Here is a 15868-nt window from a genome sequence, read left to right as displayed (position 1 = left end):
TTTCATTTAAAATATACTAATATTGTTTTAGTATTTGCAAAAGGAAAAAAATGTTTGATAATATATTTAATGAAAAAACAATGCAAGAGTTACAACAGCAATTAAGAGAAAATAAAAAAACAATTACTTGCGCAGAGAGTTGTACAGGTGGATTAATCGCTTCTATGATAACAGAACTTTCAGGTTCATCTGATATATTCAATGGATCAATAGTATCTTACTCCAATGAAATTAAAAACAAAAAATTAAATGTAAAAAAAGAAAATTTGGAAAAATTTGGTGCAGTAAGTATACAAGTTGTTGAAGATATGCTTGAGGGATCAATAAATATGTTTGATGCAGATTACTCACTTGCTACAAGTGGAATAGCTGGACCAACAGGTGCTACAAAAAATAAACCTGTAGGTACTGTAGTAATAGGTGTGAAAGCTAAAAGTGGTGATAAAATCGTTGATGTATATCATTTTGATGGTAACCGAAAAGAAGTGCAAATACAAGCGGCAAAAACAAGTTTTAAAATTTTTTTAGAATTTTTTCAAAAAACCCTTGACAAATAAAAATTTTTTTTATATAATTCCACTCCATTTTAAGAAAGACGACCCGTTAGCTCAGCTGGTAGAGCATCTCCCTTTTAAGGAGGTGGCCGAAGGTTCGAATCCTTCACGGGTCACCATTGTAAAGAATATTGTAACTTATATCTATATTTTATACTATTCATTACTTATTTTTATTTTGTTGGCCCCTTCATCTAGCGGTTAGGATTCATGGTTTTCATCCATGCCACAGGAGTTCAAGTCTCCTAGGGGTCACCATTTTAGGTCGATTAGCTCAGTTGGTAGAGCGCTACCCTTACAAGGTAGATGTCATAAGTTCGAGTCTTATATCGACCACCATTTTTTAGTTGTGCGGTTGTAGTTTAGTTGGTTAGAATGCCTGCCTGTCACGCAGGAGGTCGCGAGTTCGAGTCTCGTCAACCGCGCCACTTATTATTGTTTATTGACCCGTTAGCTCAGCTGGTAGAGCATCTCCCTTTTAAGGAGGTGGCCGAAGGTTCGAATCCTTCACGGGTCACCACTATTAGACAATAATGAAAAGTGAATTGCTTTATTCATTATTCAATATTATCTATATACTTTTTTTATATTTTTTGGCCCCTTCATCTAGCGGTTAGGATTCATGGTTTTCATCCATGCCACAGGAGTTCAAGTCTCCTAGGGGTCACCAATCAAATTTTATTAGGTCGATTAGCTCAGTTGGTAGAGCGCTACCCTTACAAGGTAGATGTCAGAAGTTCGAGTCTTCTATCGACCACCATTTTTTTAGTTGTGCGGTTGTAGTTTAGTTGGTTAGAATGCCTGCCTGTCACGCAGGAGGTCGCGAGTTCGAGTCTCGTCAACCGCGCCACTTAGAAACACAAACTTTATTTTTCTCAATCTTTTTTCCTAATAATACTTTTTTTAATAAAAAATAAGATACCATTTATATACATAAGCTTTACATGTAAGGATTGTAATTTGATTAGAGCAAAATCTCTTTATCAATTAATAGTTTATAGTATATTATTTATTATTATATTGATCTCATTTTTTACACTAACTATTATAGATAACACTTTTAATGAATTTCAAGCGAAAATAAAAATCATAAAAGAGAGCTATACAACTAAACAAAAAGATTTAATTAGACAAGATATAGCCAATACTATGAAGTTTATTAAGTTTTATCATGAAAAATATAACAATATAAAAACCCAAGATGAAATAAAAAAAGATATTATAATTGCAATTGACAAAATGAAAAATCAAAATGATGTAAATGATTATACTTTCATTTATGATTTTAGTGGAAAATCAATATACTATCCTGTAGGTAAACCAGGAAAAAACTTATACGAGTTTACTGATAAAAATGGAACAAAAGTTATAAAAGAATTAATCAAAATTTCAAAAAAATCAAATGGTGGTTTTGTAGAATATCTTTGGTATAAGCCTCAATTAAAAAAAGAGGTAAATAAAATTTCATTTGCTATGTCATATAAACCTTGGAATTGGACAATAGGAAAAGGTGTATATTTAGATAAAATCAAAAAACTTGTAAAAGAGAAAGAAAGAGAGTATGACCAAAAAATATCTAATTCAACTTTGCAAATAACTTCACTTACTATTATGTTAGTTTTATACTCGATATTTATATATAAAAATGCAACAATTCTTATTGCAAAAGAAGTAAGAGAAATTGGAAAATACTTTAAAAGATCACAAACTGATGAAAAACCAATTAATCAAGATAAAATATCATTTTCAGAATTTAGAACTATTGTAAATTATGCAAATGAAACTTTAACTAGCATAAAATATAAAAAACATTTATTAGAAGATATAAATAAAAATCTTGAATCTAAAGTTGAAGAGAAAACAAAAGAGTTAACAAACTTAATAGAATCACAAAAGCAATTTCTAAAAAACTCTGTACATGAGATAAATACACCTTTAGCAATCATACAAACAAATATTGATTTATTAAAAAGAAATATACCTGATAATTCATATGTTACAAATATTGAATCAGGAGCTAAAATAATACAATATATATACGACGATTTATCTTTTATGATAAAAAAAGATAGAGTTGAATATAAAAAAACTTATTTAAACTTTTCAGAAGTTTTACAAGCAAGACTTAATTTTTTTGAAGAGATTGCAAAATCAAACTCTTTATTTTTTATTACTAATATTGAAAAAGATATATATATAAAATTTAACAAAACTGAGCTTCAAAGAATAATAGATAATAATTTATCTAATGCAATAAAATATTCATATGCAAAATCTCCTATATATATAAAACTAATGTATATAGATGATATTCATATAGAGTTTGAAGTGAAAACTTCTTCTGAAAAAATAGATAATAATAACAAAATTTTCAATGATTTTTATAGAGAGAACAATGCGCGTGGTGGGTTTGGACTTGGATTAAGGATTGTAAAAGAGATATGTGATAAAAACTTTGTTATAATCAAATTAGATTCAAATGAACAAGAGACAAAATTTACATATAGGTTTAAAATAAATGAAAATACTACTTCTTGAAGATGAATTAATGTTAAATAATGCAATAAGTGAATATCTTAAAGATATTGGACACATGGTTGAAAGTTTCACTGATGGACAACAAGTTATTGAAAATGTAAATTCATCATATGATTTACTAATTTTAGATATAAATGTTCCTAAAAAAGATGGATTTGAAATACTTCAAGAATTGAATCAAAAAAAAATATATGTTCCAACAATCTTTATTAGTGCTTTAGTAGATATTGAAGACATTACAAAAGCATATAACCTTGGGTGCAGAGAATATCTTAAAAAACCTTTTCATTTAGGTGAACTTGGTATAAAAATAAATCAAATACTTAAAAAAGATCAAAAAAATACTTCTCATATAAGATTTAGTGAACACTACTCTTACTCAAAAGATACACAAACCTTATACTTCAATGGAGAACCACAAACTTTAACAAAAAAACAATCAGAAATAATTCATATATTAGCACTAAATATTAATATGATTGTTGACTTTGAAAGATTCAGAATTGATATTTGGGATGGAGAAAATATTGACAATCCTACTATTAGAGCAGAAATTTCTAGGTTAAAAAAAGCTTTAAAAGAAGACTTTATTAAAAATATTCGAGGTTTAGGATATAAAATAGACAGATTTTATTCTGTTTAAATCTACCATAAAATGGTCTTTTTAGACCATTCTTCAAAAAATAAAATACATTTTTTTTACATTTTATATTAATTGCTACCCTTTTGCTATATATAGCTATTATACTTTCAAGGTTGGATGACTAAACAATTTATTTGTTAGTATAAACTTTATGAAGGAGAGAATATGAGTCCAGAAAAAGCTCAAGCTTATTGGAAAGAAAACATTACTACTATTTTAAAACTATTAGTAGTTTGGTTTATCGTTTCTTTTGGTTGTGGAATCATTTTTATTAATGAACTTAATACAATAGAAATAAGTGGTATTAAGCTAGGATTTTGGTTTGCACAACAAGGTGCAATATATGTATTTGTTATTTTAATTTTTGTTTATGTAAGAGCGATGACAAAAATTGATGAGAAATATGGCGTAAATGAGTAGGAGATAAGAATATGGAATTACAATCGTTAATTTACCTTTTTGTAGGTATATCTTTTGCTATTTACATTGGTATTGCACTATGGGCAAAAGCGGGTTCAACTAAAGACTTTTATGTTGCTGGTGGAGGGGTTCACCCAGTAGCAAATGGTATGGCAACAGCAGCAGATTGGATGAGTGCTGCTTCATTTATCTCAATGGCAGGTATTATTGCATTTATTGGTAGTGATGCAAGTGCTTACTTAATGGGATGGACAGGTGGATATGTTTTACTTGCAATGCTTTTAGCTCCATACTTAAGAAAATTTGGAAAGTTTACAGTTCCTGATTTCGTAGGAGATAGATATTACTCTGATGTTGCAAGAACAGTTGCAGTTATTGCAGTAATATTTGTTTCTTTCACATACGTTGCTGGTCAAATGAGAGGGGTTGGTATCGTATTTTCAAGATTTTTACAAGTAGATGTAAACACAGGTGTTATAATCGGTATGGTTATTGTATTCTTCTATTCAGTACTTGGTGGTATGAAAGGTATTACTTATACACAAGTTGCACAATATGTAGTAATGATTTTTGCATATACTATTCCTGCAATATTTCTTTCATTACAAGTAACTGATACATTTTTACCTCAATTAGGTATTTTTGGACAAACAACATTTGCATTTGACAATGGAGTTAAAGTTATTCCAGAGGGAACATATTTACTTCATGCTTTAGATAGTGCAATAACTGACTTAGGATTTACAGCTTATACAGAGCCAGGTAACTTATGGAATATGTTTATGCTAACAACTGCTTTAATGTTAGGTACAGCAGGACTTCCTCACGTTATTGTAAGATTCTTTACAGTTCCAACTGTAAAAGATGCTAGAGTATCTGCTGGATGGGCTTTAGTATTTATTGCAATTATGTATACATCAGCATCAGCTGTTGCTGCATTTGCAAGAGTAAACTTAATCAAAAATGTACAAAATGTTGATTATAAAGCATTTGTTAATGGTGAATTATCACATGCAGATGGTAGTAAAAATGATGGTAATTGGTTTAGAACTTGGGAACAAGGTGGATTAATTGCTTGGACAGATAGAAATGGCGATGGAAAAATCCAATACGCAAGTGGTGCAGCTTTTGATGGACCAAAAGGTAAACCTAAATTTGTAGAAGATGAAAGATCAGAAGTTGGTAATAGAGTTACAACTAATGGTAAAGGTGCACCAACTCAAGAAGAGTTAGCAAAAAATAATGGTTTACACAATGAACTTTATGTTGATAGAGATATTATGGTTCTTGCAAATCCTGAAATTGCCAATTTACCAAATTGGGTAATTGCATTTATCGCAGCTGGTGGTCTTGCAGCAGCATTGTCAACAGCAGCTGGTTTATTACTAGTAATTGCTTCAGCAATTTCTCACGACTTACTAGGACAAGTAATATTTAAAGATAAAGAAACAGGAAAATCTAAACTTACAGAAAAATCTGAGTTAATGTGGGCTAGAATTTCTGCAATTGCTGCTATTTGTGTCGCTGGGTATTTGGGTATAAATCCTCCAGGATTTGTTGCACAAGTTGTTGCATTTGCATTTGGTTTAGCAGCTGCAGCATTTTTCCCAACAATTATTCTTGGAATATTTGATAAAAGAATGAATAAAGAAGGTGCTATTGCTGGTATATTAACTGGTTTAATCTTTACTTTTGGATATATTATTTACTTTGTATTCCTAGGTGGAGATAAAGCAGACTATTTCTTAGGAATAGCTCCAACAGGTATTGGTACAGTAGGTACTGTGTTACACTTAATAGTAGCATTTATTGTGTCAAGAATGACACCTGAACCACCTGCACATGTACAAGAGATTGTAGAAAACATCAGAATTCCATCAGGAGCTGGTGAAGCGCATGATCACTAAACTACTAAAAAGTCGGTATTAACCGGCTTTTTATAGTATTTTTTAATGCTATTTACTTATATATTATAATATATAAAATCAGTATTAAAAAGTGCTAGATAAAGGATAAAAGATGAGTCTTCGCGACCAACAAGCATTTTTATCAAAAATTCATCCATTTGAAGTATTAAGTGAACAACAAATGGATATTTGTATAAATAGTATGGATATAGCTTACTATCCTAAAGACACAACTTTGATTAATCCTGAAAATATTCCAAACTACTTTTTTATCATTATAAAAGGATCTGTTCATGAATACAAAGATGAACAACTTGTTATGGATTATCACCATGAAGACTCTTTTGATGCAAACTCACTTATATATTCAAGCACTAAAAGTACTTTCAAAGTTCAAGAAGATTTAATATGTTATGAGCTTGAAAGAAATACATTTTTAAAACTTATTGAAGAAAATAGTGAATTTAAAAATTTTTTCTTAAACAATTTAGTAAACAAAATTCAAACACTAAAAACAAAAGAATATACATCTGAATTATCTTCTTTTATGATTGCAAGAGTTGAAGATACACTAATTCATGAACCATGTATTGTTCAAGCTAAAACAACATTAACAAATGCAATTGCAAAATCAATTGAGTTTAAAACTTCAACTATAATTGTACAAAAAGAGAATGAATACGGGATAATTACAGATTCACTACTTAAAATGGAAGTTTTACTAAAAGGAAGAGATTTATCAATAAATGTTGAAGATATTGCAATATTTCCTTTACTTACAGTATCAGGTGACGATTATTTATTTGAAGCTTTAACACTATTAATAAAAAAAGGTATCAAAAGAGTTGGAGTAACAAATAGTAAAAATGAACTAATAGGGATATTAGAACAACTTGATGTACTTTCACATTTTGCAAACCATACTTTTGTTGTTGATACTCAAATAAAAAAAGCAAAAACACTCAAAGATTTAAAATCTGCTAGTAGTGATTTATTAAATATTATAAAAGCATTACAATCAAAAGGTGTAAAAGTCAATCATATATCAAATTTAATTGGTCAATTAAATATAAAAGTTTATAAAAAACTATATCAACTCATTGTTCCTAAAAATCTTCAAAATGATGCTTGTTTTATGGTTATGGGAAGTGAGGGAAGAAATGAACAAATAATCAAAACAGATCAAGATAATGCACTTATTATTAGAAATGATGTGAATGTTGAACAATATAGAACATATATGAATAGTATGACAAAAACTTTAATAGATTTTGGGTACCCACCATGTGAGGGTAATATTATGGTTTCAAATCCTTTTTGGTGCAAAAGTGTAAAAGATTATGAAAAAGAAACAAAAAGATGGATAGAAGCACCAGATATGCAAAACTATATGGATTTAGCAATATTTTTTGACTCTTTTGCAGTTGCAGGAGATAAAGAGTTATTAATAAATCTAAAAGATTATTTATTTAATAAACTTCATGATAAAGACGTATTCTTAGCATATTTTGCAAAAGCTACTTTAACTTTTGATACTCCAACTACAGTTGCAAACTTTATGACAAAAAGCCATCAAATAGATATTAAAAAAACTGGTGTTTTTCCAATTGTACAAGGAGTTAGAAGTTTAGCATTAAGAGAAAGAATTAGAGAAACAACAACAGTTAAAAGAATTAAAATTTTACAAGATAAAAAAGTTATTGATAATGAATTAGCAAATGAACTAATTGAAGCTTTTGAAGTTTTAAGTACCTTAAGATTAAAATCACAATTGGAACAAAATAATAATAAAGTAAAAATAAACAATGAGATAGATACACATAAACTTGGTAAAATTGAAAGAGATTTGCTAAAAGATAGTTTTAAAATAGTAATCGCTTTTAAAAAATTTATTATCTACTCATTTAAAATTGATAAGATTTTGTAATGATTAAAAATTTAATTAGATATTTTCAAAAAAAAGCTTTAAAAGATAAAAACTATTTATATCTTTTTGATGAGCCACCAAAGGGTGAATATATATGCCTTGATTGTGAAACAACAGGACTAAAACCCAAAAAAGATGAAATATTATCTATTGGTGCTGTATTAATAAAAGATAATAAAATCATTTTTAGAAAAAATTTCAATATATTTGTAAAGCCCTCTTCTAATGTAAATGTAGAATCAATTAAAATTCATCAAATTAGACCAATTGATTTAGAAAATGCGTGTGAACCAAAAATAGCAATATTAAAACTTCTTGAGTTTATTGGTTCAAGACCAATTGTGGGATATTACATAAAGTTTGATATTGCAATGATTTCTAAATATACAAAAAAATATATTGGTATAAAACTTCCCAATGAAAGTATTGAAGTATCATCTATGTATTATAAAACAAAAAAACGTTCAAGTGAGTATGAATTTGTTGATTTAAAATTTGATACAATTATGAAAGAATTAAATATTCCAGAACTTGGAAAACACGATGCACTAAATGATGCGATTATGACTTCAATGATATTTTTGAAATTAAAAGATAAAACTCCAGCAAAAACTACATTTTATACTAACTAATAAAACATACCTTTTTACACAATTTATACACTTTAGTTACAAAAAGTTACTTATACTCTTTTACAGGTTTAAATTTCACTTAAAGCCCTACTCACTTCTAGCACAAAACATTATTTATATGTATAATCAAATACTAGATAGCCAATGCTATTTTAATGCTACGAAGTCGGTTTTAAGGTACTTTAGATAGTTTTAGAATTAGGCTAATTAGTATAAAATTATTCACTAAACTTAGGAGGAAAGTATGAATGATGAGTTAGTTGAAAAAATAAAATCTAACCCAAAATATCAAGAACTAGTATCAAAAAGAACTGGTTTTGCACTAAAGTTAGGAATCTTAGTTTTAGTAATGTTTTATGCATATATTTTAATAATTGCATTTAATCCAAGCATTATGGGAATCAAAACTGGAGATGGTGTTATGACAATAGGTTATCCTATTGGAGCGGGAATTATTATAATTAGTTTTATTACAACTTTAATTTATGTAAGAAGAGCAAATGGCGAGTTTGAAGATTTAACAAATGAGATTAAAGAAGATGTAAAGGATGAGTTATAATGAGTAGAATTTTAATATTATTAACAACACTATTTGCAATCTCACTTTTCGCAGCGGGAGATGCAAGTTTTGAGGCAACAAAAAGGGAATTAAATATTCCAGCAATTATTATGTTTTTTGTATTTGTTATGGGTACATTAGGTATTACATATTGGGCAGCTAGAAGAACAAAATCTGCAAGTGATTTTTATACAGCAGGTGGTGGAATTAGCGGATTCCAAAATGGTATGGCAATTGCAGGTGATTATATGTCAGCTGCTTCATTTTTAGGTATTTCTGGTCTTGTATATTTAAGTGGTTATGATGGTCTTATTTATGCAGTTGGATTTTTAGTTGGTTGGCCTGTTATTCTATTTTTAATGGCTGAAAAACTAAGAAACTTAGGTAAATTTACCTTTGCAGATATTGCGGCTTATAGATTAGGTCAAAAAGAGATTAGAACGCTAGCTGCATTTGGTTCACTTTCAGTTGTTATTTTATATCTTATTGCACAAATAGTAGGTTCTGGTAAACTTATTCAAGTGTTGTTTGGTTTAGAGTATGAGTATGCAGTTGTTTTAGTTGGTGTAATGATGATTATTTATGTTACTTTTGGTGGTATGCTAGCAACTACTTGGGTTCAAATTATCAAAGCTATATTACTTTTATCTGGTGTTTCTTTTATGGGATTTATGGTTTTAAGTCACTTTGGATTTAGTTTTACTTGGTATGGCACTTATGTTAGGTACTGCTGGGCTTCCTCATGTTCTTATGAGATTCTTTACTGTTGGAAATGCTAAAGAGGCTAGAAAATCTGTTGTATATGCTACTGGATTAATTGGTTATTTTTATCTAGTAATTGCTGTAATTGGTCTTGGAGCAATTGTATTTTTAAACTCAGATGCAGGTGCACAATATTTTGTAGATGGCAAGCTATTTGGTGGAAATAATATGGCTGCAATTCACTTATCTCATATGGTTGGTGGAAATGTATTCTTAGGATTTATTTCAGCTGTTGCTTTTGCTACAATTTTAGCAGTTGTTTCTGGTCTTACATTAGCAGGTGCTAGTGCTATTTCTCATGATATTTATGCATCTGTTATTAATCCTAATGCAACAGAAGAGCAAGAGATTAAAATCTCTAAAAGAGCTGTTATTATTATTGGTATTATTGGTGTTATTTTAGGTATTGCATTTGAGCAACAAAATATTGCCTTTATGGTAGGACTTGCGTTTGCTATTGCTGCATCTGCAAACTTTCCAATTTTGTTTTTATCAATTTATTGGAGAAAACTTACAACAAGAGGTGCAGTTATTGGTGGATTTATTGGTTTATTAACTGCTGTTATTTTAGTTATAATAGGACCAATTGTTTGGGTAGAAATCTTAGGAAATGAAGAAGCAATCTTTCCTTATAAATACCCTGCACTATTCTCTGTAACAACTGCATTTATTGCAATTTGGTTTTTCTCAATTACTGATAATTCTCAAAGAGCAAAAGATGAACAAAAAGCTTTTGAAGCTCAAAGTATAAGAGCTGAAACAGGTTTTGGTGCTGAGGGTGCAGTTGATCATTAATAAGTTTTAATGTTACGAAGAAGCTTGAGCTTCTTTGTAACACTTTACCAAACGAAACACTTTTTAACTTAACAATAACTGTTTTATTTATTAATAATATTCTCAGTTTTCTATCATTTTTTATATGCTAATCTTTAAATAATTTTTACATAATTTAAAATAAAGAAGATAGCATGAGTATTCAAGAACAAATTAATTTTTTAAAAACAATATATCCATTTGAACAATTAAGTAAAACTCAAATGCAAGAGTTTAGTCAAAATTTAGATATTGTATATTTCAAAAAAAATCAAATTATTCAAGAAAAAGACAAAAAACCAGAAAATTTATATCTTATAATGAAAGGTATTGTCCAAGAAAAAAATAGTGAAGAAGTATTATCTATTTACTCTATAAATGAATTTTTTGATCCAATTTCATTAATTGAAAACTATTCAAAAAATACCTTTATTACAACAGAAGAGACTATATGCTATGCACTTCCTAGAAAAGTATTTTTAAAAATCTTACATGAAAATCAAAAGATGGAAAGTTATTTTTTCCAATCAATTTCAGAAAAATTAAATAATAATACTCTTCATGAAAAAAATAAAGAATTAGTTAATATGATGATAGCTAAAGTAAAAGATGCAAAGGTACATAAGGCTATTATAGTACCCTTTAACACAACAATTTATGAAGCTGCTAAAACAATTAAAGAACATAGAGTTCCAACTTTACTTTTAAAAGATGAAAAAGATGAGATTTATATAGTAACTGATTCTGATTTTAGACAAAAAGTAATACTAAATAGAATGGATTTTGATGATTGTGTTGGAAAGATATCTAGTTCAGGTCTTATTTATATAAATGAAAATGATTTTTTATTTGATGCTCAACTTATTATGTCAAAGCATGGTTTAAAAAGATTAGTTGTAAAAAATAATAGCAATGAAATAGTAGGAATAATTGACCAAATATCTCTTTCATCTTTTTTTGCAACCCATACTTTTTCTGTTTCTAATGAAATAGATAAGGCTCAAACTTTGGAAGAATTAAAAGATACATCAAAATCATTTTTAAAAATTATTAAATCATTAAATGCAAAAGGTGTAAAAATTGCTTTTATTACAAAATTAGTAAATCAATTAAATAAAAAACTAATTGATAAAATATTTGAATTATTAGCACCTAAAGAGTTAATAGGTAAATCAGCTCTTATTGTAATGGGAAGTGAAGGAAGAGCTGAACAAATACTTAAAACAGATCAAGATAACGCATTAATTATTGCTGATGATTGTAGCTTAGATGATAAACAAATCAATAACTTTGCAAATGAATTTACTGAAACATTAGTAGATTTTGGTTTTCCAAGATGCGAGGGAAATATAATGGTATCAAATCCTTACTGGTGTAGAAGATTTAGTGATTTTAAAGAGCTTATTTATAGTTGGGTTATGGGTAAAACTGGTGATGATTTTATGAATCTTGCAATATTTTATGATGCTATTTGTGCAAGTGGAGATAGAGATCTTCTTATTTCATTAAAAGAGTATTTATTTAAAGTTGGTTCAAATTCTCAAAGTTTTTATATGAATTTTGCAAAAATAATTACAAGTTTTGATGTTCCACTAGGTTTCTTTGATGGATTTGTATTTAATAATGAAGATGAAAAACATAAAAATGAAATAGATATAAAAAGAGGTGGTATTTTTATACTTGTTCAAAGTATTAGAACATTAAGTTTAGAAAATAGACTATTTAGAACTAACACTATAAAAAGAATTAAAGAGCTAAACAAGTTAAATGTCATAGATGATGAGTTTTCAAAAGAGTTAGAAGAAGCATTTAATTTTTTAGCAAGTGTAAAATTAAAATCAAATCTAAAGAATCTAGATGCAGGTAAAGAGATTAATAATTATGTTAATCCTGAGGATTTAAATACTATGGAAAAAGATTTATTAAAAGATAGTTTTAAAATCGTTAATAAATTAAAGAAAAAATTAGAGTATCACTATAAGTTAAGCTATGTATAATTTAATAAAAAATCATTTTAGTAAAAAAAAGTTAAAAGATAAAAAATATCTATATTTATTTGATAAACCAAAAGAAGATGAGTATGTTTGTTTTGATTGTGAAACAACAGGCTTAAATCCGAAAATTGATGATATTATCTCTATTGGTGCAGTTATTATAAAAAATAATACAATAGTATCTAGTAAAAAATTTGTTAGATTTATTAAGCCAAAAACAAAATTACAAGAAGACTCAATTAAAATTCATTATATAAGAGAATGTGATTTAGAAAATGCTGAGAATATTGATAAAGTAATTGAAGAGTTTTTAGAATTTATAGGAAATAGAAAACTAGTTGGATACTTTTTAGAGTTTGATATTGCTATGGTTAATAAATATATTAAAGATAAAATTGGTATTAAACTTCCAAATAAAACATTGGAGGTTTCAGCTATTTATTACGACTGGAAAATAGAAACAATTCCACAAGGACATATCGACTTAAGATTTGATACTATTATGAAAGAGCTTCAAATACCAAAAATGGGCAAACATGATGCATACAATGATGCAATAATGACTGCTATGATGTTTTTAAAATTAAAAAATCAAGCAAAAATTAAAAGATATACATAATTAAGACATTACTTTTACATAAGCTTTCGATATAATTTTTCAAATTACAAGAAAGGTGTTATGTATGTTAGTTTTAATCTTAAATGCTGGGAGTTCATCTCTTAAATTTCAGCTTATGAATCATGCAACTCATGATGTATTTGCTAGCGGAGTTGCTGAAAGAATTGGAGTAGATGGAAAATTAGCAATTGAGTCAAATGGAACTAAAACTAAAAAAGATGTAAATTTACCTACACATAAAGAAGCAATTGAGCTAGTTTTAGAAGCCTTAGTAACCAAACCTCATAAGGTTATTGATTCAGTAGAAAAAGACATAGATGCAATTGGGCATAGAGTCGTTCATGGTGGTGAGTATTTTTCAAAATCTGTAATAATTGATGAAAATGTAATTACAAAACTTGAAAGATTAATTCCTTTAGCTCCACTGCACAATCCTGCACATATTATGGGTATTAAAATCTGTATGGACTTGATGAAAGGAAAGCCAAATGTAGCTGTGTTTGATACAGCATTTCATCAAACTATGGAACCTAGTACATACTTGTACGCTGTGCCTTATGAAGATTATAAAAAATTTGCTTTTAGAAAATATGGTTTCCATGGAACTAGCCATCATTTTGTTTCAAAAGAGGCAAATAAGTTATTAAAAAAAGAGAACTCTAAAGTTGTAGTTTGTCATTTAGGAAATGGTTCATCAATTTGTGCAGTAAAAAATGGTAAGTCAATTGATACATCAATGGGATTAACTCCCCTTGAGGGATTAATAATGGGTACAAGAAGTGGAGACATTGACCCAGCTGCTATCTCTTTTTTAATGGAAAAGAAAAAAATGAGTGCACAAGAAGTAGTAGATTATTTAAATAAAAAATCTGGTCTTTTAGGTGTGTCTGGAATTAGTTCTGATTTAAGAGAGATTATTGAAGCTAGTTTAAATGCAGATGAGAGAGCCATACTAGCTATTAATATGATGTGTAATAGAATCAAAAAATATATTTGTGCATATGCGGGAATGCTTGGTGGACTTGATGCAATCTGTTTTACAGCAGGTGTTGGAGAAAATGCAAGTATAATTAGAGAAAAAGTTTGTGAAAACTTAGATTTTATGGGCATTATATTAGATAAAGAAAAAAATGAAAGAAAACAAACAGGAAAAAGAGAAATCAATACAAATAAATCTAAAGTAAAAATTTTTATTATACCTACAAATGAAGAGTTTGTTATTGCAAATGACACATATAATTTAGTTAAAGATTTATAAAAATATAGACTCAGCAAAGATAACTTTATTTTTGCTGAGAAACTTAAAGCTTTTTATAATCAAGGAATCTCACACAAAAATTATACTTTTTTGGTAACCATGTACAAAAATTATACAATCACTAATTCAATGTATATATTTTTTTTTCAAATGCTACGCTAATGCTATATTATTGCTATACTTTTCATCTATAATTTTCTATGAATCATAAATAAAGGATATATAAATGAGTCTAATAAATAGTATTAAAAATAATGCTAGAGAGAAGCTTAGAAATATCGTTCTTCCAGAGTGTGAAGATGAAAGAGTATTAAAAGCTGCACAGCAAGTTTTAGAAGATAAAACAGCAAATATTATCCTAATAGGAAATGAAGAAACTATAAAAGCAAATGCACAAAAGTGTGAAGCTAATATAGATGGTGCTAAAATAGTTGATCCTAAAAAATTTGAAAATATTGACACTTATGTTAATGAATTAGTTGAATTGAGAAAGTCAAAAGGACTAACAAAAGAAGAAGCTACACAAATTATGACAAATGAACCTAGATTTTTTGGTTGCATGATGGTAAGATTAAAAGATGCCGATGGTTTAGTAGCTGGTTCAAATTCACCTACAGCAGATGTTTTAAGAGCTGCTATTCAAGTTATTAAAACTGCACCTGGAATAAATACTGTATCTTCAACATTTATTATGGAAACAAAAGATAAAGAGTTTGGAGAGAATGGCCTGATTTTATTTGCAGACTGTGCTGTTTTACCAGATCCAAATGCTGAACAATTAGCTGATATAGCTGCAAGTACGGCTGCAACTGCTAAAAATGTTGTTGGATTAGATCCTAAAGTTGCAATGCTTTCTTTTTCTACAATGGGCAGTGCTAAACATCCACTTGTATCTAAAGTTCAAGATGCGGTTTCAATCTTAAAAGAAAGAAATGTTGATTTTAAATTTGATGGTGAGATGCAAGCAGATGCCGCAATTATACCAGCAATTGGTGCTAAAAAAGCTCCAGAAAGTAGCGTTGCAGGTAATGCAAATGTATTAGTTTTTCCTGATTTACAATCTGGGAATATTGGTTATAAATTAGTACAAAGATTTGCAAAAGCAGATGCACACGGACCAATTGTTCAAGGTTTAGCAAAACCTGTAAATGACCTTTCAAGAGGTTGTTCAGTTGAAGATATTGCAAATTTAGTTGCAATTACAGCAACACAAGTAGAAGATTAAAAATAACAAATAATTAT

Annotated in this window: 12 protein-coding genes, 8 tRNA genes and 1 pseudogene; all 21 read left to right on the top strand. The window is 28.4% G+C overall.

Translation table 11 applies throughout. The annotated features are described in order from the left end of the window. Positions 1–50: 50 nt before the first annotated feature. The 21 genes and pseudogenes from ACTCCZ_RS01010 (at position 51) to pta (ending at position 15851) form a co-directional block, all read left to right on the top strand. On the top strand, positions 51–557 hold the full coding sequence (locus ACTCCZ_RS01010; RefSeq protein ID WP_079577335.1) for a CinA family protein: 507 nt from the start codon (positions 51–53) through the stop codon (positions 555–557). A gap of 40 nt (positions 558–597) precedes the next feature. Beyond that, positions 598–673: transfer RNA gene (locus ACTCCZ_RS01005), tRNA-Lys, on the top strand. A gap of 64 nt (positions 674–737) precedes the next feature. Next, a tRNA-Glu gene (locus ACTCCZ_RS01000) sits at positions 738–812 on the top strand. Positions 813–817: 5 nt separating this feature from the next. Then, a tRNA-Val gene (locus tag ACTCCZ_RS00995) sits at positions 818–893 on the top strand. 12 nt (positions 894–905) lie between these two features. Next, positions 906–982 (top strand) — tRNA-Asp (locus ACTCCZ_RS00990). 16 nt (positions 983–998) lie between these two features. After that, positions 999–1074: transfer RNA gene (locus tag ACTCCZ_RS00985), tRNA-Lys, on the top strand. A 75-nt stretch (positions 1075–1149) separates the two neighbouring features. Further along, positions 1150–1224 (top strand) — tRNA-Glu (locus tag ACTCCZ_RS00980). A gap of 14 nt (positions 1225–1238) precedes the next feature. Continuing rightward, a tRNA-Val gene (locus tag ACTCCZ_RS00975) sits at positions 1239–1314 on the top strand. Between the two features lie 13 nt (positions 1315–1327). After that, a tRNA-Asp gene (locus ACTCCZ_RS00970) sits at positions 1328–1404 on the top strand. Positions 1405–1514: 110 nt separating this feature from the next. Beyond that, the gene (locus ACTCCZ_RS00965; protein WP_079577334.1) at positions 1515–3092 is read left to right on the top strand and encodes a cache domain-containing protein; all 1578 of its coding nucleotides are present in this window, start codon (positions 1515–1517) and stop codon (positions 3090–3092) included. Continuing rightward, complete coding sequence (locus ACTCCZ_RS00960) at positions 3073–3735, top strand: response regulator transcription factor (RefSeq protein ID WP_079577333.1); 663 nt, start codon at positions 3073–3075, stop codon at positions 3733–3735. Before ACTCCZ_RS00965 ends, ACTCCZ_RS00960 begins: the two co-directional genes overlap by 20 nt. 165 nt (positions 3736–3900) lie before the next feature. Continuing rightward, positions 3901–4155, top strand: a complete 255-nt coding sequence (locus ACTCCZ_RS00955; protein WP_079577332.1) for a DUF4212 domain-containing protein — start codon at positions 3901–3903, stop codon at positions 4153–4155. 11 nt (positions 4156–4166) lie between these two features. After that, positions 4167–6062: a sodium:solute symporter family protein gene (locus ACTCCZ_RS00950; RefSeq protein WP_079577331.1), complete on the top strand. Its 1896-nt coding sequence runs from the start codon at positions 4167–4169 to the stop codon at positions 6060–6062. Between the two features lie 112 nt (positions 6063–6174). Then, positions 6175–7989 carry a DUF294 nucleotidyltransferase-like domain-containing protein gene (locus ACTCCZ_RS00945; protein ID WP_079577330.1) on the top strand — a complete coding sequence of 605 codons (1815 nt, stop codon included), beginning with the start codon at positions 6175–6177 and terminating at the stop codon, positions 7987–7989. Then, positions 7989–8621 (top strand): 3'-5' exonuclease, encoded by a 633-nt coding sequence (locus tag ACTCCZ_RS00940; protein ID WP_079577329.1) that lies wholly within the window; start codon positions 7989–7991, stop codon positions 8619–8621. The genes ACTCCZ_RS00945 and ACTCCZ_RS00940 overlap by 1 nt, the downstream gene beginning before the upstream one ends. Before the next feature lie 244 nt (positions 8622–8865). Beyond that, positions 8866–9180: a DUF485 domain-containing protein gene (locus ACTCCZ_RS00935; protein WP_079577328.1), complete on the top strand. Its 315-nt coding sequence runs from the start codon at positions 8866–8868 to the stop codon at positions 9178–9180. Next, a pseudogene (locus ACTCCZ_RS00930) lies at positions 9180–10737 on the top strand (cation acetate symporter). Before ACTCCZ_RS00935 ends, ACTCCZ_RS00930 begins: the two are co-directional and overlap by 1 nt. A gap of 173 nt (positions 10738–10910) precedes the next feature. Next, positions 10911–12752 (top strand): putative nucleotidyltransferase substrate binding domain-containing protein, encoded by a 1842-nt coding sequence (locus ACTCCZ_RS00925; protein ID WP_079577326.1) that lies wholly within the window; start codon positions 10911–10913, stop codon positions 12750–12752. After that, positions 12745–13368 (top strand): 3'-5' exonuclease, encoded by a 624-nt coding sequence (locus ACTCCZ_RS00920; protein WP_079577325.1) that lies wholly within the window; start codon positions 12745–12747, stop codon positions 13366–13368. Before ACTCCZ_RS00925 ends, ACTCCZ_RS00920 begins: the two co-directional genes overlap by 8 nt. A gap of 64 nt (positions 13369–13432) precedes the next feature. Next, entirely contained in the window at positions 13433–14626 is a 1194-nt protein-coding gene (locus ACTCCZ_RS00915; RefSeq protein ID WP_079577324.1) for an acetate kinase, read from the top strand. Between the two features lie 226 nt (positions 14627–14852). Further along, positions 14853–15851, top strand: coding sequence for a phosphate acetyltransferase (gene pta / locus ACTCCZ_RS00910; RefSeq protein WP_079577323.1), 999 nt, complete (start codon positions 14853–14855; stop codon positions 15849–15851). Positions 15852–15868 lie beyond the last annotated feature (17 nt).

Source organism: Malaciobacter sp. (assembly GCF_055140965.1).
Note: the sequence above shows the minus strand (reverse complement) of the source record. Positions and strands in the feature narration are given on the sequence as shown.

Coding starts and splice junctions, on each gene's coding strand:
- ACTCCZ_RS00955 (WP_079577332.1), top strand. CDS start 3,901: ATGAGTCCAGAAAAAGCTCAAGCTTATTGGAAAGAAAACATTACTACT.
- ACTCCZ_RS00950 (WP_079577331.1), top strand. CDS start 4,167: ATGGAATTACAATCGTTAATTTACCTTTTTGTAGGTATATCTTTTGCT.
- ACTCCZ_RS00940 (WP_079577329.1), top strand. CDS start 7,989: ATGATTAAAAATTTAATTAGATATTTTCAAAAAAAAGCTTTAAAAGAT.
- ACTCCZ_RS00960 (WP_079577333.1), top strand. CDS start 3,073: ATGAAAATACTACTTCTTGAAGATGAATTAATGTTAAATAATGCAATA.
- ACTCCZ_RS01010 (WP_079577335.1), top strand. CDS start 51: ATGTTTGATAATATATTTAATGAAAAAACAATGCAAGAGTTACAACAG.
- pta (WP_079577323.1), top strand. CDS start 14,853: ATGAGTCTAATAAATAGTATTAAAAATAATGCTAGAGAGAAGCTTAGA.
- ACTCCZ_RS00915 (WP_079577324.1), top strand. CDS start 13,433: ATGTTAGTTTTAATCTTAAATGCTGGGAGTTCATCTCTTAAATTTCAG.
- ACTCCZ_RS00925 (WP_079577326.1), top strand. CDS start 10,911: ATGAGTATTCAAGAACAAATTAATTTTTTAAAAACAATATATCCATTT.
- ACTCCZ_RS00945 (WP_079577330.1), top strand. CDS start 6,175: ATGAGTCTTCGCGACCAACAAGCATTTTTATCAAAAATTCATCCATTT.
- ACTCCZ_RS00935 (WP_079577328.1), top strand. CDS start 8,866: ATGAATGATGAGTTAGTTGAAAAAATAAAATCTAACCCAAAATATCAA.
- ACTCCZ_RS00920 (WP_079577325.1), top strand. CDS start 12,745: ATGTATAATTTAATAAAAAATCATTTTAGTAAAAAAAAGTTAAAAGAT.